Raw genomic sequence first — 23,890 nt, forward strand, 5'->3', positions numbered from 1 at the left:
GATAAGGACATGCCGGCAGTCGGGGATCAATAGGTCGCGCGCAGCGACAGGCCGAAGCGGCGGTCGTTCAGCTGATATTGCAGCGGCTGGCCGATCGTGCCGATATAGGTGACGTTCATGCGGTTGGTCAGGTTCACCGCATCCGCCGACAGCGCGATATGGCTGTTCACATTGACGCTGACCGAGGCGTCGAGCGAGGCATAGGGCTTGGCATATTGCGGCTGGTTGGTGCCCGCGCCGAAGGTCTGGTCGAGATAGCTCGACCGCCAGTTATAGGCGAGGCGCGCGGTCAGCGGCCCCTTTTCGTACAGGCCGATCAGGTTGTAATTATGCTTGGACAGCTTCTCCAGCGGCAGCTGGGTCGACATGCCCGATCCGGCGACCGCGAACGGGTTGGTCACGTTGGAGTCGACATAGGTATAGTTGGCCTGCACGCCGAACCCGCTGAGCAGCCCCGGCAGGAAGTCGAAGAACTGCTGATAGCCGATCTCGGCGCCCTTAATCGTGCCCTTGCCCGAATTCAGCACCGTGCTGACGTCATAGGCGCGCCCCTGGAAATTCTGGACGACCACGCCGCTGGCCAGGAAGCCGTCGACCTTCTTGTAGAACAGGCCGCCGGTCAGCGAGCCGGTCGGTGCGAAATACCATTCCGCCGTCAGGTCGAAATTGTCCGAGGAGATCGGGTTCAGGCGCGGATTGCCCGAGCTGGCGCTGGGGCGGCCGGTGATCGGGTTGACCTGGTTGGGATTGTTCAGCGTCAGGTTGGTCGACAGCTGGTCGAAGTTCGGCCGCGCCAGCCCCTTGGAATAGGCGAAGCGCATCTGGAACTCGTCGGTCAGCCGGGCGCGGATATTCACGCTGGGCAGCGCGCGGGTATAGCTTTTCTGGACCGCCAGCGGCGAGGTGGTGCCGTTGGAATTGAACTGCGTCCCGAACGAGGTCAGGTCGGTCTTGACCAGCCGGACGCCCGCGCCGCCGTCGAAGCGCACGCCCCCCGCCGTGAATGCGAAGTCGCCCGCGCCCCAGACCGTATAGGTCTTTTCGGTCTGGGCATTCAGGTCGCCCGGCGTGAACGCATCCTTGGTCTTGGCGCCGAACAGCGCATAGAGCGCCTTGGTCTGCGCCCAGACCCCGTCGCCCGCCGGGAAGGCGGGATAGAGCAACCCGCCGGTGACGGTGCGTCCGTCGAAGAAATTCTTGGACGGGCCCGGCATCGCCAGCTGCGGATTGCGGCTGAGCGGAATGAGCGCGGTGCCGTCGGGGGCCGAACAGGACGGGTCGGGGCCGGTGGCGTACAGGCAGACGCCGTTCCAGGTACCGCGCAGGTTGATCGAATTGTCCGAATAGCGCGCGCCGCCGCGCAGCTTCTGCAGGAAGCCGCCCTCCAGATCATAGTCGATGTCATAGGCCAGTGCGAGCGTGTCGGCGTCGTTCCGCTGCAACGCATCGGCGATATAGGGGGTGGCGTAATTGGCCGGGTTGGTCAGCAACGCCTTGTCGCGGACATCCCATTGCGGACGGCTGCCGCGCAGATCGAAATCGATGGTCGACGGATGCGGCGATCCGGTCGTCGTATTCTGGCCGGTCGCGGTGAACAGGGTCAGGACATGGCCGTTGCGGTCGGCGTTGTAATAGCTCTTCAGATACTGGACGTCGAAATGCACCTTGGCGCGGTCGGTCGCCTGCCAGTCGGCGCCCAGCGTGAAATTCTGGCTTTGGCTCCACAGCTGCTGGTCGAAGCGACCCGACTCGAAATTCTGCCCCTGGAGCGACCCCGATGTGGCGTAGCCGTCCTTGTTGAAGGTGAAATTGGACCCGAGCAGCGGGCTCGACTGGCTGCCGCCATTGACGGTGTAGAAATAGGCGCCACGCCGGTTGAACCAGTATTTGGCGAGCTGATACTGGCCGGTGATCAGCAGATTGTCGGCGGCGCGCCACTGGATCGCGGTCGCGACGCCCAGGCGGCGGCGGTCGCCCAGATCGTCATAGACCTGCATGCCCATCGGCGCCTTGGCATTGGCGGGCGCGCCCGCGATCGATCCGGCGGGGATCGGCTGCTGCGGATTGGCGAGGATGCCGTCCTGACGATAATAGCTGGTCGAATAGACCGCGTTCACCAGGAAGCCGATCTCGCCGATGCCGGTGTCGAACCGGTTGCTGTACAGGCCCGAGGTGGAATAGCCGAACTTGTCCGCGCGGTCATAGTAATTGCCGCGAATGGTGCCGCTGATCGTCTGGCCGGGCTTGTCGAAGGGCAGGCGGGTGCGCAGGTTCACCGCGGCGCCCACGCCGCCCTCGATGATGTTGGCGGGGGCGTTCTTGTACACGTCGATGCCCGCCAGCAATTCGGGCGGAATCCCCTCCAGGTCGAAGGCGCGACCGCCCGAGGCGGAATAGATGGCGCGGCCGTCGAGGAAATTCTGCACCTGGGTCAAACCGCGCACGGTGATGGCGGGCGAGGTGCGGTGGTCGAAGTCGGTCGCGCCTTCGCCGTAACGGCGCTGGATCTGGACACCGGTGATGCGCTGCAACGCCTCGGTCGTGTTGGCGTCGGGCAGCTTGCCGATATCCTGCGCCTGCACCGAGTCGACGATCTGATTGGCGTTGCGCTTGAGCGCCTGCGCCGAACGGAGGGACTCGCGCACGCCGGTCACGACGATGTCCTGGTCGGAGACGCCCTGCGCGACCTGGGTGGCGTTCAGCGCGCCGGTGGGCTTGGTCGGGTCGCGGCCCGCCTCGACGCGCAGGCCGCCGCCCTGCATCGGTGTCGCGTCGCCGGTCTGCGCCTGTGCGCCGCCGCTGAACCCGGCAATGGCCAGAGCCGCCATGGATGCACCGATCAGCCAGCGCGATTGCAAATCTCGCATATATCCTCCCCCAATGTCCGGCCGCTCTTCGCGGCTCGACTGGGAACATGTCATATCGGTAAATGCCTGACAAATGGAAGTTGCGGCCCGTCACCTGCTCGGATCAAGAACAGGGAGGCAAATTGCTCATTTTTCAACGGAAAAAATGTCAGAACGGGTGTGTCTTGCGCATGACGGCGAGCGTTGTGGATGTCCTTGCCGAGCATCTGCGAGCGCCGCTGAAACGGGAATGAGTCGTTACAGCGTTTTCATCAGACAAAATAACACGGCGGGGCCACCGGGGCGCGACGACGCGAATCGGCGGCGCGGTCGACCCGGTCGGCCGTTCGCGTTCGGCATGGCGTCCGGTCATGAAAACACGCCGGACGGCGATCCGGGGGCAGGGCGCGGTGCTGGTGATGCCGGACCGCGCCGGACGGCTTTATCCCTGCCAGCCCGGGCGGAGTGCCACGCGCAGGATGCGGTCGTTCGCCGCCAGGAACAACGCGCGGCCGCCCTCGCCAAAGGCGCAGTTGGCGATCGGCGCATCCTGTTCGATCAGGCCGAGCGGCTCGGCCTCCGGTGTCATCAGCATCATGCCGCCTGGCACCGAACAGACCAGCGTGCCGTCGCGCGCGACCTTCATGCCGTCGGGCAGTCCGGCGCCGCCCGCCGCCAGCATCGGCCGCGCATCGAGCAGCATGCGTGGCCCGCGCGCCATGCCCTTGGCGTCCAGATCATAGACCATGATCCGGGGCGCGGCTTCGTCCGAAACCGAGACATAGAGTCGGCGCTCGTCGGGGGACAAGGCGATGCCGTTGGGGCGGGTCAACTCGCCGTCGATCAGGTCGATCCGGCCATCGGGGCGGCGGCGGTAGACGCCGTTGACCACCTGTTCCTTCAGCGGCGAGGTGTCTCCGTCCTTCAGGCCATAGGGCGGATCGGTGAACCAGATCGTCCCGTCGCGCGCGACATGCAGATCGTTGGGGCTGTTGAAGCGCTTGCCCGCATGGCGATCGGCCAGCACGGTGCGGCGGCCGGTGCTCAGGTCGACCCGGTCGATCGAGCGCCCGCCGCTATTGGCGATCAGCAGCGCACCGTCCCTGTCCAGCGCCAGCCCGTTGGCGCCGGGTTCGCGGACCAGCGCCGGATCGGTGCCCGGTGCGCCCGACGGATCGAGCACGACCGACACCGCGCGGCCGCGCTGCCACCGGCGGACGATATTGGCGGGCGGATCGGAGAAGAGGAGATAGCCGCCATGCGGCACCCATAAGGGCCCCTCGGCCCAGCGTATGCCGGTCGCGATCACCTCCGGCTCGGTCCCCGGCGCGATCATCCGGTCGAGCCGCGGCGACAGGCGGCGGAGGCGCGGGGGCGTCTCCGCACCGGCGGGCGCGGCGAGCATGGCGAGGCCGGCTGCAAGCACGGAGCGGCGGGAGAGTGTCATGATTTCGGTAGCTTGCGGGAAAAGCGGTCGTCCGGCAAGCGGGCGGACCGAAGCGTCATCGCCGGGCCTTGCCGCGCGTGACCGTCACCCGCATCGTCACGCTCCGCTGCGACGGCGCGACTTCCTCGTCACGGGTCATGTCGAGGACGGGGCGACCATCGGCGGCCCAATGGACCCGGCGCACGCGCGTGTCGCGACCATTGCCGCCCACCCCGTCGCCCCAGCTGTGATAGACGTAGAGCGGATTGCCGTCCTCGTCGGTGGTGAACGCACCGTGGCCGACGCCTTGTTCGTACCGGCGATAGTCGATGACGCCCTTGGGCATCGGCTCGCTATGCTGGAGCGGGGCGCTCCATTTGTGCCAGTTGTCGATCCGCGTCGGGTCCTCGCCGTCGCGCAGCCAGGCGCCGCCGACGACATAGGTCGGGCTGACCCCCGAGCTGGAATAGATCAGATGGGTGCGTCCGCCATGATGGAGGGCAAAGGCCCCTTCGGACAGATTTTCCTCGAAGGACCGGGTCGGCGCGACGATCGGGCGCGGGGCGGAGGTGAGGCGGGTGGGATGCGCCGGATCGACCCGTGCGATCCAGGTCAGCGGATCGCCCAGCGGGCCCTGGCCCGGCAGGTAGCGTTGCGACCAGGTGTAATAGGCCTTCCCGCCGATCGTGACATAGGACATGTCGAGGCTGATGTTGCGGGCGAATTCGGCGCGGCCCAGCGGTGATCCGTCCGCCTTCCGAATGGCGGCGGGGCGCGACCAGTCGGCGGGGTCGGCGGGATCGCCGCCGGGCCGCAACTGCATGATATGCGAGGCCACCCGGTCCCAGGCGCCATCCTTGTTCGACTGATCGTCCCTGGGGTTGAAGCAGGGCGCGAACAGGATGGACAGTCGCCCGCCAATCTCGTGCAGTTCGGGCGCCCAATAGCATCCGGCGATCACGCGTCCCTCGGCGGTACGGTCGCGCCGGGTCAGGCGGTTGAGCAGGTCCACCTCGCGCGCCCGCCCGCCATGGTCGTCGGCCAGCGCCGCGATGCTGTCCGCGACCCGGATCGGCAGATGGACCGATCCGACATTGTCGTTGTTCGTATCGTCGGTCGCGATGAACAGATAGCGGACCCGGCCGTCCCGTGCGTAGCGATAGATGACCGGATCGGCGCGATTATAGGCGAAGATGGCCGGATAGACGGGCTGGCGGACGGTCCCCCGCACGACATAATGCCCCGGACCGCCGCGTGCGATCCGCGCCAGATCGGCGGTGTCCCAGTCGACGCCCCGTGTCGCGGACGATCCGTCCGAATAGGTGAGGCGCGCCCGCGTTTCCGCCAGCTGTGGGATTTGCGCGATCGTGATGCGGCGCGGGTCGACCATGGCTCGCAGGTTGACGATCCGGCCATAGCGATCGGCCAGCGCGGCGGCGGTCCGGCTGTCGAGCGGCAGGGCGGCGTCGTCCTCCGCCATTCCGGTGACCTCGCCCGCCTGCACCGCGCCGACATTGCCCGCCGCGACGATGCGCATCCGGCGTCCGTCATGATCGGGGAAGAAGGGCGTCGCCACCCGCTCGGTCCGTGCCAGATCGGCCACGCTGGCCCAATGCGGCTTGCCCGCATCGTCACGCCAGGCGACCAGATAGCGCCGCGCGGCACTGTCCCAGATCGCGCGCGGCGCGACGACGCCGCCGGTCGTGCCAAGGTCGATCAGCCCCAATTCGGTGAAGTCGGCGGGACTGGCGGGATCGCTCTTGAACACCAGCGCGCTCGACCGCTGCGACTTATCCGGCTTTCCCGCCAGATCGACCCGGGTCGCGATGACGCCCAGGCTGCCATCGGCGAAATGGAACAGCGAAGGGGCGACGATCCCGCGATGCTCGATCCGGTCGACCCCGACATATTCGCCGATGGGAAAGAGGATGCCGTAATTCCCGTTGAGCGGGGTTGCGGCGCCAACGCCGGTGGCAAGCGCCAGATGGACCGAGCGGGCGATGATCGGCTGGTTCGCGTCATGCGCATCGGTCGGGCTGCGACCATAGGCCGACAGGCGCGGCGCGGATCCGGGCAACAGGGTGACGGTGAAGGGCTTCTCCTCGGTCCCCGCCCCGGCCATGACGCGACGCCCGGTCAGCGTGACGCGAACCGGCCGATCGCCGCGAAGGACCAGGCGATCGCCATCCAGGACCGGTCGGTCGGCGGACCAGCGTATCGCTCCCTCCGGCGAGACGGGCAGGCGGCTGCCCGATGCCATGACCGGCGGCACGATCCAGGGGGCCGCTTGCGCCGCAACCGGCTGGGCGAAGCCGGGGGCGACCATGACGATCAGCGGCCAGGCGGCGGCGCGAAGCAACCCGCTCATCGTGCCGCACCGCTGGTCGGCGCGGTGGGGCTCCAGCGGGCGACCAGCGCGTCCCGTTCCCTGGCGGTGATCGACAGGACCGAGCCGTGACGCGGCGAGGCGGGCAGGCGGAAATCCTTGGGATAGGTCCATCGGATGGTGCCCCGCAGCGACCGGGTGGCGAGCGGGATGTAACCGACGCCGCCATAATTATCGACCCAGAGGAAATATCGGAACCCGCTGGTGTCGCCCGGATTGGCGACGAAGGCGCTCGGCCCCTCGACCTCGGGCGTCCCCGCCTTGCGGCCGATGCAGCGGTCGATGGTGCGCCACGCACCCGAATGGCCGGTGGCGCGCAGCGTGCGGGAACGCTGGCCCATGATGTCCGACGAAGGACAGCCCGACACCTCCGACACCTTGGTGAAGCGGTAATAGTCCGCGCCGTCCTTCAGCACGGTGGAATCGATCATGCCCTTGTCCTTCACCAGAAAGGGCAGGTCGGCGGCCTTGAACCAGGGGCGGGGCGGGGTGAAATGGCGGAAGTCGCGGGTGGTGGAGATCAGGATCTGCGGCCCGTTGCCGTCACTGGTCCGGTGGCTGGCATCGGTGAACAGGGTCGATGTCCAATAGACGACATAGGCCTGGATCGTCGGGTCGTAGGTCGCCTCGGGCGCCCAGGTCATGCCCGCTTGGGGAAGGTTGACCTTCACATGACGCTGCTCGCTCCAGTGGACGAGGTCGGTCGATTCCCAGATTTCCAGGTAATGGCTGCCCTTGTCGGTCGCGCCGCCCCAGCCGCTGCGCCCCACCGACAGGTCGGTCGCCAGCAGGAAGAAGCGGTCGCCCTCCGCCGATCGCAGGATGAACGGATCGCGCAGGCCCATCGTGCCCTTGCTCGACTCCAGGACCGGCCGTGCGCCGTTCAACTCCCGCCATCGCAGCGCGTTGTTGCCGTCCGAAACCGCGAAGCGCAGCTTCTCACCCTCGACCGTGTCGGAATGGAAATAGACGAACATATAGGCGCTCATGTCGGCGGGACGCGGCGCGGCGGCGGCCAGGACCGTCAGGTCGAGCGGGACCATGACCGGCGCGGCCCCCGGCGCGGTCACGGTCGCGGTCAGCCGAACCCGGCGGTCGGTCCGGCCGCGATGGACCACGCCCTTGCGGACCCGATCGTCGCCCCGGCCCCGGTCGCGGTCCGACAGGATCGCCGGGTCCGACGAACGCCAGCCTATCGTGACGAGACGCGCCTGCGGGTCGTCGGACGTGGCGGCAAGATCGGCGGCGGTATCGGGCAGGGTGATGCTGCCCCGGATGGGCGCGGTCAGCGCGGGATCGCGACGGATCGCATCGGCCACCCGGTGCGCCAGCGCCGTCGCGTGATCGGCGGGCGCTGTCGTCGGAAGCGTGGGTGCGGCGGGCATCGCCCATGTCGGAGTGATGGCGACGCTGGCCAACGCCAGCAAAAGCCCTTGCCCGCGCCCCAATCCCGGTATCCTGCCCGACATTCCCGCTCCCCGATGCTGTGATTGCAGGCGAGGATCGATCATTATGTCCTACAAGTAAAGCGGCAAGGTCGCCCTATTTGCCGGGTATGGCCAGTGCGAACGTCGTCGTCGCCACCGGCAACAGCGTCAGGTCGCCGCCATGCGCGCGGGCGATACGGCGGGCCAGGGTCAGGCCGATGCCCGACCCGTCGGGCTTGGTGGTGTGGAAGGGGCGGAAGATCCGCGCGCGCTCTGGCCCCGCTACGCCGCCGCCGCTGTCGGTAATCGCGAAGCGCAGGCTAGGCCCGTCCATCGCGGCGGTCAGCGTCACCTGCGGCGCGACCGCTCCGCCCAGCGCCGCCTCGGCCGCGTTTTGCAGCAGCGCCCAGAGCGCCTGCGTCATCTGATCGCGGTCGCATCGCCCGATCAGTCCGTCCGGCACCGCCATGGAGAGCGCGACCTCGCTTGCGAAGCGTTGCTCGAACAACCGCGCCAGATCCATGGCCAACTCGGCGACCTTGAACGGGTTGCGGACCGGATCGGGCAGCCGGGCCAGCGTGCGATAGGCGCGGGTGAACCGCTCCAACCCCTCGATCCGTCGGGCAAGGGTGGCGAGGATGCCGTGCAGTCGCGCATCCTGCCGCTCCGCCGCCATCACCGCGCTGTCGGCCAGCGACACGATCGGCGACAGGCCGTTCAGCAGCTCATGCCCCAATATGTCGATCATCTCGCTATCGGCATGCGCCTCGGCGGTGCGGCGCTCCGCCTCGACATCGATCAGCATGGCCAGCGCGCGCTCGGGCCCGGCCTCGACCCGTTCGATCCGCCAGCTTCGCCCCTCATGCCGCAACCGGCTTTCCTGCGGCTCGAACAGCGCGGGCGGCGGCGATGACAGGCGGTCGTCGGTCGCGAACAGCGTCCGGCCGGCGCGGTTGAGCGCCCGTGCCGATCGCCCCTCGATCCGCAGCAGCGGCAAGGGGATCTGGTCGAACAGCGCATGGAGCGGCGGCCCGCGCGGCGCCATGTCGGCGGGCGCGGGGGCGGGGGGCAGGAGGGGCGTCCGCGCGGCGGCCCAGCCGATCGCCCCGATCAGCCAGCCGGTGCCCAGGCCCAGCCCCAGCATCGACCCCAGCATGCCGTTCTGCCACGCCACCACCATCAGCCCGCCGAACAGCGTCAGCATCAGTCCCGACAGAAGGATGGCGACGACCCGCCGGGTGGGCGCATCAAAGCCCATGGCGCGCCATGCGACGATACAGCGCGCCCCGGCTCAGCCCCAGCGCCTGTGCGGCATGGGTGACGTTGTGATGATGCTCGATCAGCGCCGCCTCGATCATCCCCCGCTCGGTTTCGTCCAGGTCGAAGCTGGAGCGTGGGGCGGCGGCGGCGACGACCGGCGCGGCAGGGGCGAGCAACGCCGCCTCGATCACGCCGCCATCCCCCAGCAGCAGCGCCCGCTCGATCGCGGCGGACAGGCCGCGCGTCTCGTCGGGCCATGGCGCCGAGATCAGCAGCGCCTCCGCCGCCGGGGTGAAGCGTGGGGCCGGGCGACCATGCCGCTCGGCCGCGATCCGGGCGAAATGGCGTGCGAGCAGGGGAATGTCCGCCTGACGCTGGACGAGCGAGGGGGCGGCGATCTCCACCGTCGCGATCCGCCGCGCCAGCGCCGGGGTGATCCCGCCCGGATCGTCGGCGATCGCGATGAAGCGCGCCGCCATCGGCAGCCGATCGAGCAGCCGCGCCTGCGCGACCTCGTCCAGCCGGTCGGGATGGCGCAACAGCCAGGTCCCGGCCTCTTCACCGGCCAGCCGGTCCCACGCCGCCGTATCGCGTAGGTCCAGCCGCGCCATCGGCCGGTCCACATCACCGGAGGCGGCGTGGACCGCCTGGGCGATCAGCGTCCGCCCCGCGCCCGACGGGCCGGTGACGACGATCCCCGCCCGGGTCGGCCCGACGCGGCGGATCAGCGCGCGCACCTGCTCGATCGCGGGGCTGTCGCCCAACAGCCGGGCGGGCTCGCCGCCGGGAACCTCGCCGCCATAGGCATGGGGACGATCGGCGCGCGGGGCGGGGCGGGCGGCGGCGACCTCGATCTTGGCGATCAGCTCGGCATTGCGCCACGGCTTCATGACGAAATCGCGCGCGCCCGCCTGCATCGCGGCGACGGCCAGGCGTATGCCGCTATGCGCGGTGATGACGATGATGCAGGCCGCCGGATCGTCGGCGAGCAGCCGCGCGAGCATGGCCAGCCCCTCCGCGCCATCGGTGCGTCCGGCGGCATAATTGAGGTCGAGCAGGATCGCGTCGTACCGCTGTGCCGCCAGACGGGAAAAGCCCTCTTCCGGCCCCGATGCGATATCCAGCCGGTGTCCGGCCAGCTCGATCGCGATGCCCAGCGATTCGGCGATGCGCGGATTGTCGTCGATGACCAGGATCGACAGCGCGCTTGACGACGCCCCGCACCGTCCATTTCCGGACAGGCTGTCCGGACGCGAACGGTCGGATTCGGCGGTCGGCGGGGAAAGTGGCGGTTTCATAGGGCTTTAGGTTTTTCGACCGTCCTGGGTGACATTCGTCCCATGATGACCGAACAGATGACAGGCGCAATCACTTCCGCCAGCGGGGATGGCGGAGGCGTTTCGGGGACCCCGCCGGGGGCTGCGATGGACCGGCGGATCGCGCGAAAGCCCGTCCCCTGGTGGCGTCGCCGCGCGGTCGTGATCGCCATGCTGGTGGTGATCGGCGCGGGGCTGGTCTGGCGCTTCCTGCCCGCCGCCGGATCGACCGACATCGCCGCCGCCAATGTCGACACGGGCGAGGTCACGCGCGCCGCGTTCGACGATTACCTGCCGGTCCGCGCCACGGTGACGCCGCGCGTCACCACGCTGGTCGGCGTGCTGGCGGGCGGACAGGTTGAGAAGCTGTTGGCGCAGGACGGCGACATGGTCCGCGAGGGACAGCCGCTCGCCACCCTCGCCAATCCGCAGCTCAAGCTCGACGTGCTGACCCGCGAGGCGCAGATCGCCAGCCAGCTGGGCGGCGTGGCGAGCGAGGGGCTGGGGATCGAGCGCAACAAGCTCGACCGCGCGGGGCAGGTGGCGCAGGCCGAATATGACCTCATCAAGGCGCGGCGCGATCTGGGTATCCGGCGTCAGCTTCACGATCAGGGCTTTCTGTCGGATGCGGGCGTCCGCAGCTTCGAGGAGGAGGCTGCCTATCAGGAAAAGCGCCTGGCCCAGCTCAGGTCCGGCCGCGCAACCGAGGCGCGGATCACCGCGACCCAATCCGCGCGGCTGTCCGACACGCAGACGCGCCTGTCGGGCAATCTGGCGGCGGTGCGCGCCGGGCTGGAGGCGCTGACCATCCGCGCGCCGATGGGCGGACGGCTGACCAATTTCACGATCCAGCCGGGCCAGACGCTCAAGCCTGGCGATCCGGCGGGCCAGGTCGACAGCGAGGGGTCGTGGAAGCTCGTCGCGCAGGTCGACGAATATTATCTGGGCCGTGTCGCGGTGGGGCAGAAGGCGACGACCTCAGACGGCGTCGGGCTGACCGTGTCGAAGGTGCTGCCCGCCGTGAAGGACGGGCGGTTCCAGGTCGAGCTGACCTTTGACCGCGCGCCCGCCGGGCTCAATCGCGGGCAGACGATCGACATCCGCATCACGCTGGGCGCCGCGAGCCGCGCGCTGGTCGCCCCGGTCGGCGGTTGGCTGGAGGCGGGCGGCAGCTCGGCCTTCGTCCTCGATCCCGACGGCGCCCATGCCCGTCGCCGCACCGTGCGCATCGGCCGCCGCAATCCCGAACAGGTGGAGATCCTGTCCGGCCTGAACCCCGGCGAGCGCATCGTCACCAGCAACACATCGTCCGTGAAGGGCGACATACTGAACATCCGATAAGGGGGGCCGACAGATGATCCGACTGGAAGGCATTCAGCGCCGCTATGTCTCCGACGAGGTGGAGACGACCGCGCTGCACGATATCGACCTGCATGTCGCGGCGGGCGAGTTCCTGGCCATCATGGGCCCCTCGGGCTGCGGCAAGTCGACCTTGCTCAACACGCTGGGCACGGTCGACCGGCCGACGGGTGGGCGATATCTGTTCGGCGACCGCGATCTGGCGGCGATGGACGAAAAGGAACTGGCGAAGTTCCGCGCCGAGACGCTGGGCTTCGTCTTCCAGAGCTTCAACCTGATCGACGAACTGACCATCGAGGAGAATGTCGCGCTCGGCCTCGCGTACCGGAGCGATGCGGGGGATCGTCGCGGCCGGGTGGCGGCGGCGATGGACAAGGTCGGCATCGCCCACCGCGCGCGCCACTTTCCCCACCAGCTGTCGGGCGGCCAGCAGCAGCGCGCCGCCATCGCCCGCGCCATCGTCGGCGATCCCAAGCTGATCCTGGCGGACGAGCCGACCGGCAATCTCGACACCGCCAATGGCGAGCAGGTGATGAACATCCTGACCGGCCTGAACGATGCGGGCGCGACCATCGTCATGGTCACCCACTCGCCCAGCCATGCCGACCTCGCCAAGCGCCGCATCGACATGCTCGACGGCCGCATCGTCGCCAGCGCCATGCGCGCGATCTGAAAGGATTTGTGATGAAGACCATGATCCCCGCCATCGCCCTGCTGTCGCTTGCCGCCGTTGGCGCCTCCGCGCAGGACACTGCCCAGACCTCGCGCAGCTTCGATGTGCGCGGGTTCGACCGGATCGACCTTGGCGGCTGCGACGTCGCAACCGTCACGTTGGGGGCTGCCTATGCGGTGACGGTACAGGGCCGGGCGGCGAATATCGACAATGTCCGTGTCGAGACGATCGGGTCGACGCTGCGGATCGGTCGCCGCAACAACAGCTGCAACGGCCATGATCGCCGTGTCGTGATCGCCATCACCATGCCGTCGCTGGCCGCCGTCAGCCTCAGCGGTGCGACCGAGCTGACCCTGCCAGCGCTCGACGTCCGCCTGTTCGAGGCGCGCGCCAGCGGAGCGAGCGTGCTGCGCATCGCCGCCTGGCGCGGTGGATCGGCCAGGTTCGACCTCTCCGGGGCCAGCGACGCGACCGTCCGCGCGGTTCATGGCGACGCACTGACCCTGGACCTGTCGGGGGCCAGCGAGTTCCAGGCCGAGGGCGATGTCGGCCGTCTGACGATCGGCGGCAGCGGGGCGAGCAGCGCCCACACCCGTACGCTTTCCGCGCCCGACATGGCGCTCTCCGCCAGCGGCACCGCGAGCATCCAGGCCGGGGACGCCGAGCAGGCCCGGATCGATGCCAGCGGCATGGCTAAGGTCACCGTCGCGGGCCATCCGCGCTGCACGGTGGGCAAGAGCGGGCTCGCCCGCGTCACCTGCGGCTGAACGCCGGGATTATCGGGGGGCAGTCATCATGAACCGCTACGCACTTCTCTCGCTCTATCGCTCGCTTGTGCGCCACAAGCTTTACGCCGCGCTCAACATCGGGGGGCTGGCGGTGGGTATCGCCGTGTTCCTGGTGCTGGGCCTCTATGTCCGGTTCGAGACGGGGTATGAGAAATGGCTGCCGGATTATGACAAGGTTTATGTCGTGCAGACGGTGTGGACCATGCAGGACAGTCCTGCAAACGGTACCTACGCATGGACTATGGGTGGGTTGATCGACCAGATGCGCGAGGACTTTCCCGGCGTGATCGGTGCGCGTATCAACGGTGGCGATCGTGGCGGCACGATCCTTGCCAAAGGCCGCGCGACGACCGTGAATTCCGCACAGGTCGACTCCAACTTCTTTCAAGTAGTTCCTTTGCCGCTTGTCGCAGGCGATCGTGCGAGCGCCTTGGCGCAGCCGGGAAATGTCGCGATCGATGAGACAACCGCACGCACATATTTCGGAGATCGTAACCCCATCGGAAAGACCTTGGTCGTGTCGATGGACAAGGTTCGTACCTATCGTGTCAGCGCGGTGTTCCGCGATTTGCCCAAGAATACGGATTTCAAGCTATCGGTGCTGATGCCTCTCACGCGTGAGATGGCCAACCAATACTGGTATCATTGGGGCAGTTCGTCGCTTCGGACCGTCCTGCGCTTCGACACGCCCGCCGCCGCGCGCGCGTTCGAAGGCAAGCTGAACGCCTTCGTCGACCGGCGTGGCAAGGAGCTGGCCGATCCCGGTGGCAAACCATCGGATGTCCAGCATCTTCAATTGCTGCCGCTCGCTGACCTGCACCTCGAGCCACAGGGGCAGGATAGTAGCAATGCGAAGATGACTATCGTGACATTAGGGCTGGTCGGGGTTCTGACCCTGCTGATCGCTGTCATTAATTATGTGAACCTTGCCACCGCCCGAGCTGGTCTCCGCGCCCGCGAAGTGGCTATGCGCAAGGTTTTGGGTGCCGATCGGGGCGTCTTGATCCGCCAATTCCTCGGCGAAGCAGTGTTGACAGTTGCTATTGCTGCGCTGTGCGGATTGATCCTGGCGGAACTGGGACTGCCGATCATTAACGCGGCAGGCGGTCTCGCGCTGACCATTCCTTATGGCACGGTGGTCCCAGGGCTCGCGCTCCTGACAGTGATCGTAGGGCTTCTGGCCGGTGTGTATCCCGCAATCCTGCTGTCGCGCTTTCCCGCTGCCGCCGTATTGGCTTCTGCCCGCTCACCCGGCGGCGGGCGCGCGGGGACGCGCACTCGCGAACTGTTGGTAATTGGACAGTTCGGCCTGGCAATCGCCTTCATGATCGGGACGGCAATATTGGTCGCACAGACCCGGCATGTCCGCCTGACCGATCTGGGGTTCGAGCGGACTTCTCTGCTGGTGTTGCCCGCTATGGCGGACTCGGCTGTGCCCGACGACCGCAAGAGTACGATCCTCACCGCCATCCGCGCCTTGCCGCAGGTCAAGGACGCGACCATCGCCAACGCTGCGATCGGCGGCAGTGGAGAAAGCAACAACACCAATGTGCCCCTGCCCGGCGTCGTCGGTCCAGGACCATCGCTGTCGTGGGTCATGGTATCTCCGCGTTTCTTCGAGACCCATGGTGCGCGTTTGCTCGCGGGACGCTGGTTCGACGATGCGCATGGTGCCGACGACATAACGGGCCGGAAAGCGGCGGATGGTGCGAACATCGTCATCAATCGCCGCGCGCTGACCCCGTTGCGCTTTCGGACGCCACAGGAGGCGATTGGTAAGACGCTCGGGGGCGACCGTCCACGCACGATCATCGGCGTGGTCGAGGATTTGCGTTTCGATAGTCCCCGTAATCCTTTAGCCGCAACTTATTATGTCTATACGCGCCGACCGGCGGAAACCATCGGCACCTCGGTCGTGACTATTCGTGTGGCTGGCGACCCACGAGTCACGCTCAAGCGGCTGCGGGACCTATGGCAGCTTATGGTGCCGCAGGTGCCATTCGATGCCAAGACCGCCGACGACCGCCTTGCCGACTTCTATGAGGCCGACGACCGGGCGACCCGTCTGTTCGGCATCGGTGCCAGTCTCGCCGTCCTGATCGGCTGCGTCGGTCTCTGGGGCCTGGCCTCGTTCAACACCCAGCGGCGGGTGAAGGAGATCGGGATCCGCAAGACGCTTGGCGCATCGTCGGCGGCGATCGTGAAGCTGCTGGTCGGGCAGTTCCTGCGGCCCGTCATCCTGGCCAATCTCCTCGCCTGGCCGCTCGCCTATGTCGCGATGCGGACATGGCTGGCTGGGTTCGAGGATCGCATCAGCCTATCGCCGCTCTATTTCCTCGCCGCCACCGCACTGGCGCTGACTATCGCGGTGCTGACCGTGCTGGGTCAGTCGCTGCGGGCCAGCCGGGCGGCACCGGCCTGGGCGCTGCGTCATGACTAAGCGGTGGCTTCTGACGGGGGCGGCGCTGGCCCTGGCGGTGCCCGCGTCGGGTGAAACCCTGCGCGATGCCATTGCTGCGGCATGGGACGGCAATCCCCAACTCGCCGCCGCGCGCGCCCGGCAGGAGGCGCTGGCCGAGACGCCCAACCAGGCGCGCGCGGCCGGGCGGCTGACCGCAGCCGCGACGGGCGGCGCGGGTTATGACCGGTTGGGCTATGACGATACGGGCAGGCGTTCGGGCGCGTCGAGCGGGACCGGCGCGGTGACGGCGACCCTGCCGATCTGGACCGGCGGACGGGTGCGCGCGGCGGTGCGTGCGGCGGACGGCGATGTCGCGGCGGGGGGCGAGGCGCTGCGCGATGTCGAGGCCGATGTGCTCGAGCGTGTCGTCGGCGCCTATGCCGACCTGCTCTATACGCAACAGGCGGTGGAGATCGCGCGGGTCGGGATCGAGCGGCTCGACCGGCAGGTGGCGGAGGCCCGCTCGCGCTATGGCCTGGGGCAGGCGACGCGCACCGACATCGCCCAGTTGGAGGCGCAGCGGGCCAGCGTCGTCTCCAACCTCGTCGATGCCGAAGGGGCGGCGGCGACGGCGGCGGCGAGCTATCGTGCGGTCGTGGGGCGCGACGCGGGGGCGCTCGATGCGACCATCGCGCCGCCCACGGCCTTGCCCCGCACCCTGGCCGATGCGCGCGGCGCGGCGGAGGCGGCCAACCCGCTGCTGCTGGCACAGCGACAGCGGGTGGAGGCGGCGTCGGCGCGGGTCGATCAGGCCCGCGCCGAACGCGCGCCCGCGCTCGATCTGACCGGAAATTACGGGCGCGGGGTGCAGGTGGCGGGCGGCCGCTGGACCGGCTTCGACAGCGCCGCGAGCGCGGGGCTGGGCCTGCGGGTGCCGCTGCTGACCGGGGGGCTGGTCGCCTCGCATGTCCGGCAGGCGGAGGCCGTGCGGCGGGCGGAGCGTTTCGATGTCGAGACGGCGGCGCGCAATGCGGTCCGGAGCGCGGATACCGCCTGGGCTTCGCTGATCGCGGCCGAGGGACGGCTGAAGGCCAGTGTCGAGGGGTTGGCCGCCGCCGACCTCGCGCTGAAGGGCGTGCGTGCAGAATATGGGTTCGGGCTCCGATCGACCATCGACATTCTGGTCGCCGACCAGAGCTATCGCTCGGCGCAGCTGGCGGTGGCGCGGGCGAAGGTCGATGTGCTGACGGCGCAGGCCGCGCTGCTGCGCGCGACCGGGCGGATGGGGCGGGGCGCGTTCGACTGAGTGCGAACCCGCCTCAACTGGCTTCGCGGTCGCCTTCGCTGGGGCCCGATACCGCCATCGACAGGGTGCGGCGGAGCAGCGAGGGCGAGCAGGGCTTGCCGCACACCGCCGAGCCCGGATAGCGATTTTGCAGCGCCTGCTCGTCGGCATGGCCCGAGTGGAAGATCAACGGCACGCCCGCCTCGCGCAGCCGCTCCGCCGCCGGAAAGACCTCTCCGTCGCGCAGCCGGACGTCCAGGATCGCGCAGGCCAGGTCGGGACGATCGCCGTCGAGATGCGCCAGAACCTCTTCCACGCTGACATAAGGGCCGTCGACCTCATAGCCGCCATCTTCGATGATATTCTGGATGTCCAGAGCTACGAAAAATTCGTCTTCGACCAGCAAAATCGTTTTAGTCATGCGCGAGGACCGTTTCGGGTAGAGCTAAGTTAAGAATGAAACGCCCATCGGCGTAATTCCGCTCCAGCCGCGCACCCAATTGTCGTGAGGAAGTCTGGACGAGAAGTGTCCCGAAACCGTGCGCCGCGTCGCTGTCGGTCGGCGAACCGCCGGTTTCGACCCATTCGATGGACAGCGTGCCCCCGGCCAGCGTCCAATGGATGGACAACTCGCCCAGCCGATGCGCCAGCGCGCCATATTTGACCGAGTTGGTCGCCCATTCGTGCAGAATCAGCGCCAGCGGCGACAGGCAACGGCGGTCGACCAGCAGGCGCGGGCCGTCGATGGCGATCTTCGACTGGCCGCTATAGGGCGCGATCGTCGCCTCCACCAAGGCGCGCAGCTCGATCGCCTGCTGCTCGCCCGCGGGCGAGGCCAGCGAATGCGCGCGGCCCAGCGTCGCGATGCGCTCGCGGACATCGTCGGCCAGCTCGGTGACATCCTCATGCGAACGCGCCGCCGCCGACACGATCCCCGAGATGATCGCGAACAGGTTCTTCACCCGGTGGTTCATCTCGCGCAGCATCAGCTCGCGCGTCTCGGCGATGGCATATTCGGCGGTCACGTCGATCGACACGCCGACCATGCGGTGCGGCGGACTGGTGGTGACGCGGCGGCCGAAGCCCTTGATCCAGCGCTGGGTGCCGTCGATGTCGAGGCGGAAGGTCATCTCGAAATCGCCGTTCCCGGCCATCGCCTCGGCCATGCCCAGTTCGACCCCGGCGCGATCCTCAGGCACGATCCGCTCCAGCCAGCGGCCCATCCGGGCCCCGTCATCCTCCGCGCCCAGGCCGAACAGCGCCCGGCCGGTGTCGTCCAGAAAGGTCTCGCCGGTGTCGCCGCGATATTCCCAGACGCCGATGCCGCCCGCCTTGATCGCCAGGTCCAGCCGCTCGCGCTCGGCGGCCAGCGCGCGTTCCATGCCGAGCGCCTCGGTGATGTCGGTCAGGACCAGCGTCGCCCCCTCGATCCCGTCCGACTGGGTGCGATAGGGCAGGATGCGCAGCGACAGCGTTCGCGCGCCGTCGCGGGTGGTAACGCGCTGCTGCGACGGGGATCCGCCCGCCGCGACCGATGCCGCGCCGTCGAGATAGTCGGTGTTGCTCAGCCGGGTCGACACATCGGCCAGCAGGCGCCCCCGGTCACTGGGTTGCAGCGGGAAGATCGAGCGCGCCGCCTCGGTATAGCTGCGCACGCGCAGGTGCCGGTCGAGCACCACCACCGCCAGGTCGGTCGATTCGAAGAAATTGCGCAGGTCGGAATTGGCGATGGTCAGCTGGTCGACCTTGGTCTTCAGCTCGTCATTGACGGTCGACAATTCCTCGTTGGTCGATTGAAGCTCCTCGTTCATCGACATCATTTCTTCGTTGGAGCTTTTCAGCTCCTCATTCGCCGTCTCCAGTTCCTCGACCGTCGAGCGCAGGCGGTGGCGGGTCAGGCGGAGTTCCTCCTCCAGCGCCTCGATATGATCGTCGCCGGGTTCCAGATCGGCCAGGTCGCTCGCCTCGATCGGGCTGAACGGCTCGGTATCACGGAACAGGAACAGCAGCGATCCGTCGGTCAGCGGATCGCAGATCACCTCGACCTTCTGGACGCCATATTCGGTCGTCACCGCGACGTCGCGCGCGGCGATCCGCTTGCGGGCGTCGCGCGCCTGGCGGAGCATCGGGCCGATCACTTCGCGCAGGCCGGTACGCGCCAGCGTCACCGCGCTCGATCCGCCCGCGCGGGTGACGGGGAAGTTGAAATAGCGGCTGAGCTTGCCGAACGCGGCCAGGATGCCGCCGTCCTGATCCACCACCATGCTGGGCGGGGCATAGCGATCGACGATGCGGCGGGCCGCCAGGCTTTCCTCGCCCATCGGCGCGCCATGGTCCCGCTCTCCGCGCTCGCCGCGCCGCCGGATGCTGCGGCTCGTCCCGCCGGGCAGGTCGATCGGATAGGAGGGGGAGCCCGGCGAGCGTTCGAACAGGCGGGCATGGCCGTCGATCGCGGGGAAGAGATGGTCGAACCGCCCGACGCTCTCGGACGGACCCAGGAACAGATAGCCGCCCGGCCGCAGCGCATAATGCAGCAGCGGCAACACCGATTGCTGCAACCGATCGTCGAAATAGATCAGCAGGTTGCGGCACGACACCAGGTCGATCCGCGAAAAGGGCGGGTCCTTGACCAGGCTGTGGTTGGAGAAGCGGATCATGTCGCGGATCTGCGCGCTGATCGTGAACCGCTCGGCATGCGGCATCGTGTAGCGTTCGCGCAGCGCCGCCGGAATGTCGGCCAGCGCGGCGGCGGGATAGCTGCCCTCGCGCGCGATCTGGAGCATCTGCTCGTCAATGTCGGTCGCGAAGATCTGCACCGCCAGCGGCTGTCCGCTTTCGCGCGCGGCCTCGGCGAAGAGTATCGCGATGCTATAGGCTTCCTCGCCGCTGGAGCAGCCGGGAATCCAGATGCGGATATCTTCGTCCGGATCGCGCGCGCGGGTCAGCGGCAGGATCGCCTTGGCCTTCAGCGTGTCGAACAGCTCGGCATCGCGGAAGAAGCGCGTGACGTTGATCAGCAGGTCGCGGAACAGCGCCTCGCACTCGTCGGCATCCTTCTTGACCCGCGCCAGATAGGCCGAGCCCGTCGCGATGCCCAGAACGTGCATCCGCCGCTCGACCCGGCGGACCAGCGTGGTGCGCTTATAGCCCGAAAAATCGTGGCCGATGGCGTTGCGCAGCACCCGGCACAGATCGTCGATATGATCGGCGACGACCTCGGCCTCTTCCTCCTTGGGGTCGCCCGAACGGCGCGCGAAAAAGGCGTGGAGACAATCCAGTATCTCGCCTGCGGGCTTCACGAAATCGACCAAGCCGGTGCCGACCGCCGAAAGCGGCATGCCGTCATAGCGGGCGCTTTCGGGTTTCTGGACGACGCTGACCCCGCCATTTTCCTTGATCGCGCGCAGCCCGGTCGTGCCGTCCGCGCCGGTGCCCGACAGGATGACGCAGGCGGCATTGGCCTGCTGGTCGCTGGCCAGCGACAGGAAGAAATCGTCGATGGGGCGGCGCAGCCCGCGCGGCTGGATGAAGTCGGTCAACTCCAGCACGCCGCCGCGTATCGCCAGCCCCCGGCCGGGCGGAATGATATAGACGTGATCGGGCTCGATCCGCTCCAACCCCTCGCACTGACGCACCGCCAGATTGGTGTGCCGGTCGAGCAGTTGCGCCAGCATGCTCTCATGATTGGGGTCGAGATGCTGGACGACGACAAAGGCCATGCCGGTCGGCGCGCGCGCCGGGGTCAGCATCTCGCGAAGCGCCTCAAGCCCGCCCGCCGAGGCGCCGATGCCGACCACCGGCACGCTCAGGCTGTCATGATCCGGCATGTCGTGATCCCCGGCGGCGGGCTGCCCCGCACTCACGGAAAGGGCGCTCGGTCGAGGTCCGAAAGCGTCAGCTTGGCCTGGGCGATGGTCGCTGCGGTGTTGGCGATCGCGGTCAGCGATCCCTCCAGGACCATGCCGCTTTCCGCCAGGATCGGGGTCAGCCGTCCCAGCGTGCGTCCCAGCTCGGCGTCATAGGCGGACAGCCGGTCGGGATGCGAACGGCTGATGTCGAATTGCGAGGCGAAGATATAGGGCATGTCGCCGCCCAATTGGCGCAGCTTCGACATGTACAGAAGGTTGACGAAGGGCGAGCCGTCCTTGCGGAAGTTGATCAGCGTCGTGCGGACATTGACCTGACGATCATTGGCCAGAAATTCGCGGATCCGGTCGCGCGCCTCGCGATTGTCGGCATGGCGTTGCAGCATCCGGCAATTCTCGCCGATCACCTCTTCGCTGGTATAGCCGGTCAGTTCGCGAAACCCGTGATTGATGAAGATCAACGGATTGTCGTCGCGCGCATCGGCCAGTGCCAGGGCAATCGGGGACTGGTCCAGATACGCGGCCAGTTGGGTCGGAATGTCGAGATTGTGCAGCAAAACTGGCTCCCTAACGCGCATTCGCATGGCGCCTGCCCCATCGCAAGGACCGTGAACGCGGCTGGCCCCGAAAAAAGACACATGGATAAACTTCCCGGATCGGAAATCCGTTCCCGATCCGAAACGACATCATCCCGTTGTCTTGGCGAGTGATGCGGGGGTCGTGCCGACCGACGTCTCGCCCAGCCAGGATCGACGGAACCGGACTTGCGCGGGCGTCAGGGTTCGGCCGAGCGTCTCGTCGGGCACGATCTGCATCGTGGGATCGGCGCCGAGCGTCAGCATGGCGCGGCGCTCGGCGCCGCGCTGGCGATAGACGATGGGCAGGCGGTCGCCCGGCGCATGGGCGGCGAGCAGGGCGGTCCATGTCCCGGCATCGGCCAGCGGCTTGCCGTCGAGGCTGACGATCCGGTCGCCCTTGTCGAGTCCAGCATCATACAGCGGCGTGCCCGGCGCGGTGGCGCTGGCCAGGGTCAGGCCGTCTTCCCCCGCGACCGGCGTCGCGCCCGCCCAGGCGGCGTCGGCATGGGCCGGGCGCAGGGTCAGTCCGGCCTGCGCCAGAAGCGGCGCGAAGTCGGGCAGCCCGCTGGCCGTCACGCTGCGCGCGAAGAAGCGGTCGGCAAATCCCTGGTCGCCGGTCACCTGCGCCAGCGCCCGGCGGAGATCGTCGGGGCGATAGGGACGCTCGTTCCGGCCGTGGTTCCGCCAGAGCTGGCGCATGTAATCGTCCAGCGTCAGCCGCGGAAAGGCCTGGCGCAGTTCCAGGTCGAGCGCGAGCGCGATGACCGCGCCGTAGGGGTAATAGGAAACGAAGATATTGGGATTGGTCGGGTCGATCGACTGCGCCGCATCGACGAAGGGCGCGCGCAGGCTCATCTCCTGCGGTCCGCCATAGCGGCGCGCGGGGGTGTTGAGCAGGCCGTTCAGCGTTCCCGACAATTGCCGGATATAATCCGCCAGCGGCATCTCGCCCGCGCGCAGCACCGCCAGCGGGCCGTAATATTGGGTGAAGCCCTCCGCCAGCCAGAGCGACGGCGTGGCGTTGGCGCGGGTGAAGTCGAACGGCTCCAGTTCGGCGGGGCGGATGCGCTCGACATTCCAGGCGTGGAAGAATTCGTGACTGAGCGTCTGGATCTGCTGGAAATTCGCGGCCGCCAGGGAGCGGGGCATGCTGATGACGGTCGAGTTGCGATGCTCCATCCCGTCGCCGCTGATCTGCGGCATATAGTCGGCCAGGAAGGTATAGCTGCCATAGTCGAAGGGCGGCGGCGCGCCGAAGATCGCGATCTGCTGCGCGACGACCTTCTTGGCCATTGCGGCGAAGCGGTCGACATCGGCGGCGCTGCCGTCGTGATGCACGGTCAGCCGGATGGTATAGCGCTTGGCTCCGTCCGCCACCGTCCAGCTGCGCACGTCATGCGCGGACAGCTCGACCGGGCTGTCCATGAAATATTGCAGGTCGCGCGCGGTGAAGACGGCCGGATCGTCGGTCGGGGCGAGCTGGGTCGCGATCTTCCAGTCGGGCCGGGGGTGGAAGCGGACTCGGATCGGGCGGTCGTCCTGTCCGGTCGCCCAGAGGAAGGTTGCGGGGATGTTCAGCCGGGCATGGGTCGGGTCGATCTGCGCATAGGTGCCGTCGCCGCGATCGCCGAACAGCGTGTAGCGGACCGTGACCGTCCCGTCATGCCCCGCCACCGTCCAGCCATAGGGATCGGTGCGCGTCACGCTCAGCGGGCGGCCCGCGCCGTCGGTGGCGGATACCGCATAGACGTTCTTGGCGAATTCGTGGAGCGCGTAGCGGCCGGGCGAGGAGCGCGCCATCTGGAAGCGGACGGGGGCGCTGTCCAGACCGCGATAAGTGACGCTGACCTGCGCCTCGTGATGCTCGGGATGGGGGAAGGCAATGTCATAGTCGACCGGCGCGCGCGTCGCGGTCGTCGCAGCCGTGTCGCGTGCCCAGGCCGTGGCGGGTGACAGTCCGCCCAGCGCCAGCGCGATCGTCGCGGCCATCGTTACGTTGCGCATATATCCCCCTGCAAAGCGTCGAGAAACCCGATCTAGGCGCTGCGGGGCGACGGGGTCCATCGCTTTTCCGAACCGGCATGGCGAGCGAGGGGCAGGGCGGGGGGGGCGGCATATCCCCGTCCGGGGCAGGCATCGTCGCCCGCCCGCATCATTCGTCCATTTCCGGGGGAAACTGGAGGCGCGACCGGGAATCGAACCCGGGTGCAAGGATTTGCAGTCCTCTGCGTCACCACTCCGCCATCGCGCCTCGATGCGGTGAGGCGCGCCCTTTGCGC

15 protein-coding genes and 1 tRNA gene are annotated in these 23,890 nt (G+C 68.0%); 5 read left to right on the forward strand and 11 right to left on the reverse strand.

The genetic code is table 11. From position 1 onward, the window contains the following. Positions 1 to 26: 26 nt before the first annotated feature. The 6 genes from QE385_RS00095 to QE385_RS00120 all read right to left on the reverse strand — a co-directional run bounded on the left by QE385_RS00095 (position 27) and on the right by QE385_RS00120 (position 10,643). Positions 27 to 2,867, reverse strand: coding sequence for a TonB-dependent receptor (locus QE385_RS00095; RefSeq protein ID WP_307097962.1), 2,841 nt, complete (start codon positions 2,865 to 2,867; stop codon positions 27 to 29). A 421-nt stretch (positions 2,868 to 3,288) separates the two neighbouring features. After that, a complete protein-coding gene (locus tag QE385_RS00100) occupies positions 3,289 to 4,293 on the reverse strand; it encodes an SMP-30/gluconolactonase/LRE family protein (RefSeq protein WP_307097963.1) in 1,005 nt (334 codons plus the stop codon). Positions 4,294 to 4,348: 55 nt separating this feature from the next. Further along, positions 4,349 to 6,640, reverse strand: coding sequence for a family 43 glycosylhydrolase (locus tag QE385_RS00105; protein WP_307097964.1), 2,292 nt, complete (start codon positions 6,638 to 6,640; stop codon positions 4,349 to 4,351). Beyond that, positions 6,637 to 8,127, reverse strand: coding sequence for a glycoside hydrolase family 43 protein (locus tag QE385_RS00110; protein WP_307097965.1), 1,491 nt, complete (start codon positions 8,125 to 8,127; stop codon positions 6,637 to 6,639). Before QE385_RS00110 ends, QE385_RS00105 begins: the two co-directional genes overlap by 4 nt. Before the next feature lie 73 nt (positions 8,128 to 8,200). Beyond that, positions 8,201 to 9,343, reverse strand: a complete 1,143-nt coding sequence (locus QE385_RS00115) for a PAS domain-containing sensor histidine kinase (RefSeq protein ID WP_307097966.1) — start codon at positions 9,341 to 9,343, stop codon at positions 8,201 to 8,203. After that, positions 9,333 to 10,643 carry a sigma-54 dependent transcriptional regulator gene (locus QE385_RS00120; protein WP_307097967.1) on the reverse strand — a complete coding sequence of 437 codons (1,311 nt, stop codon included), beginning with the start codon at positions 10,641 to 10,643 and terminating at the stop codon, positions 9,333 to 9,335. Before QE385_RS00120 ends, QE385_RS00115 begins: the two co-directional genes overlap by 11 nt. Before the next feature lie 126 nt (positions 10,644 to 10,769). Between QE385_RS00120 and QE385_RS00125 the strand changes: the two genes are divergently transcribed. Genes QE385_RS00125 through QE385_RS00145 form a run of 5 tightly spaced genes read left to right on the forward strand, consistent with a single transcriptional unit; the run spans position 10,770 to position 17,188 of the window. Then, positions 10,770 to 12,002 (forward strand): efflux RND transporter periplasmic adaptor subunit, encoded by a 1,233-nt coding sequence (locus QE385_RS00125; RefSeq protein ID WP_307097968.1) that lies wholly within the window; start codon positions 10,770 to 10,772, stop codon positions 12,000 to 12,002. A gap of 13 nt (positions 12,003 to 12,015) precedes the next feature. Next, positions 12,016 to 12,693 carry an ABC transporter ATP-binding protein gene (locus tag QE385_RS00130; RefSeq protein WP_307097969.1) on the forward strand — a complete coding sequence of 226 codons (678 nt, stop codon included), beginning with the start codon at positions 12,016 to 12,018 and terminating at the stop codon, positions 12,691 to 12,693. A gap of 11 nt (positions 12,694 to 12,704) precedes the next feature. Then, positions 12,705 to 13,460 (forward strand): GIN domain-containing protein, encoded by a 756-nt coding sequence (locus QE385_RS00135; RefSeq protein WP_307097970.1) that lies wholly within the window; start codon positions 12,705 to 12,707, stop codon positions 13,458 to 13,460. A 28-nt stretch (positions 13,461 to 13,488) separates the two neighbouring features. Then, positions 13,489 to 15,921, forward strand: coding sequence for an ABC transporter permease (locus QE385_RS00140; protein ID WP_307097971.1), 2,433 nt, complete (start codon positions 13,489 to 13,491; stop codon positions 15,919 to 15,921). Next, entirely contained in the window at positions 15,914 to 17,188 is a 1,275-nt protein-coding gene (locus tag QE385_RS00145; RefSeq protein ID WP_307097972.1) for a TolC family outer membrane protein, read from the forward strand. The genes QE385_RS00140 and QE385_RS00145 overlap by 8 nt, the downstream gene beginning before the upstream one ends. Positions 17,189 to 17,201: 13 nt before the next feature. On the opposite strand, the gene QE385_RS00150 is transcribed toward QE385_RS00145, so the two are convergent. The 5 genes from QE385_RS00150 to QE385_RS00170 form a co-directional block, all read right to left on the reverse strand. Continuing rightward, the gene (locus QE385_RS00150; protein WP_307097973.1) at positions 17,202 to 17,588 is read right to left on the reverse strand and encodes a response regulator; all 387 of its coding nucleotides are present in this window, start codon (positions 17,586 to 17,588) and stop codon (positions 17,202 to 17,204) included. Continuing rightward, positions 17,581 to 21,030, reverse strand: coding sequence for a CheR family methyltransferase (locus QE385_RS00155; RefSeq protein ID WP_307097974.1), 3,450 nt, complete (start codon positions 21,028 to 21,030; stop codon positions 17,581 to 17,583). The genes QE385_RS00150 and QE385_RS00155 overlap by 8 nt, the downstream gene beginning before the upstream one ends. Then, on the reverse strand, positions 21,027 to 21,590 hold the full coding sequence (locus QE385_RS00160) for a PAS domain-containing protein (protein ID WP_307097975.1): 564 nt from the start codon (positions 21,588 to 21,590) through the stop codon (positions 21,027 to 21,029). The genes QE385_RS00155 and QE385_RS00160 overlap by 4 nt, the downstream gene beginning before the upstream one ends. Positions 21,591 to 21,719: 129 nt before the next feature. After that, a complete protein-coding gene (locus QE385_RS00165) occupies positions 21,720 to 23,615 on the reverse strand; it encodes a M61 family metallopeptidase (protein ID WP_307097976.1) in 1,896 nt (631 codons plus the stop codon). Positions 23,616 to 23,788: 173 nt separating this feature from the next. Further along, positions 23,789 to 23,862, reverse strand: a tRNA-Cys gene (locus QE385_RS00170). Between the last annotated feature and the right edge of the window lie 28 nt (positions 23,863 to 23,890).

It is taken from the genome of Sphingomonas sp. SORGH_AS_0950 (assembly GCF_030818415.1).
Classification (GTDB): Bacteria; Pseudomonadota; Alphaproteobacteria; order Sphingomonadales; family Sphingomonadaceae; genus Sphingomonas.

Coding starts and splice junctions, on each gene's coding strand:
- QE385_RS00105 (WP_307097964.1), bottom strand. CDS start 6,640: ATGAGCGGGTTGCTTCGCGCCGCCGCCTGGCCGCTGATCGTCATGGTC.
- QE385_RS00100 (WP_307097963.1), bottom strand. CDS start 4,293: ATGACACTCTCCCGCCGCTCCGTGCTTGCAGCCGGCCTCGCCATGCTC.
- QE385_RS00125 (WP_307097968.1), top strand. CDS start 10,770: ATGGACCGGCGGATCGCGCGAAAGCCCGTCCCCTGGTGGCGTCGCCGC.
- QE385_RS00140 (WP_307097971.1), top strand. CDS start 13,489: ATGAACCGCTACGCACTTCTCTCGCTCTATCGCTCGCTTGTGCGCCAC.
- QE385_RS00115 (WP_307097966.1), bottom strand. CDS start 9,343: ATGGGCTTTGATGCGCCCACCCGGCGGGTCGTCGCCATCCTTCTGTCG.
- QE385_RS00145 (WP_307097972.1), top strand. CDS start 15,914: ATGACTAAGCGGTGGCTTCTGACGGGGGCGGCGCTGGCCCTGGCGGTG.
- QE385_RS00095 (WP_307097962.1), bottom strand. CDS start 2,867: ATGCGAGATTTGCAATCGCGCTGGCTGATCGGTGCATCCATGGCGGCT.
- QE385_RS00130 (WP_307097969.1), top strand. CDS start 12,016: ATGATCCGACTGGAAGGCATTCAGCGCCGCTATGTCTCCGACGAGGTG.
- QE385_RS00150 (WP_307097973.1), bottom strand. CDS start 17,588: ATGACTAAAACGATTTTGCTGGTCGAAGACGAATTTTTCGTAGCTCTG.
- QE385_RS00165 (WP_307097976.1), bottom strand. CDS start 23,615: ATGCGCAACGTAACGATGGCCGCGACGATCGCGCTGGCGCTGGGCGGA.
- QE385_RS00120 (WP_307097967.1), bottom strand. CDS start 10,643: ATGAAACCGCCACTTTCCCCGCCGACCGCCGAATCCGACCGTTCGCGT.
- QE385_RS00110 (WP_307097965.1), bottom strand. CDS start 8,127: ATGTCGGGCAGGATACCGGGATTGGGGCGCGGGCAAGGGCTTTTGCTG.
- QE385_RS00135 (WP_307097970.1), top strand. CDS start 12,705: ATGAAGACCATGATCCCCGCCATCGCCCTGCTGTCGCTTGCCGCCGTT.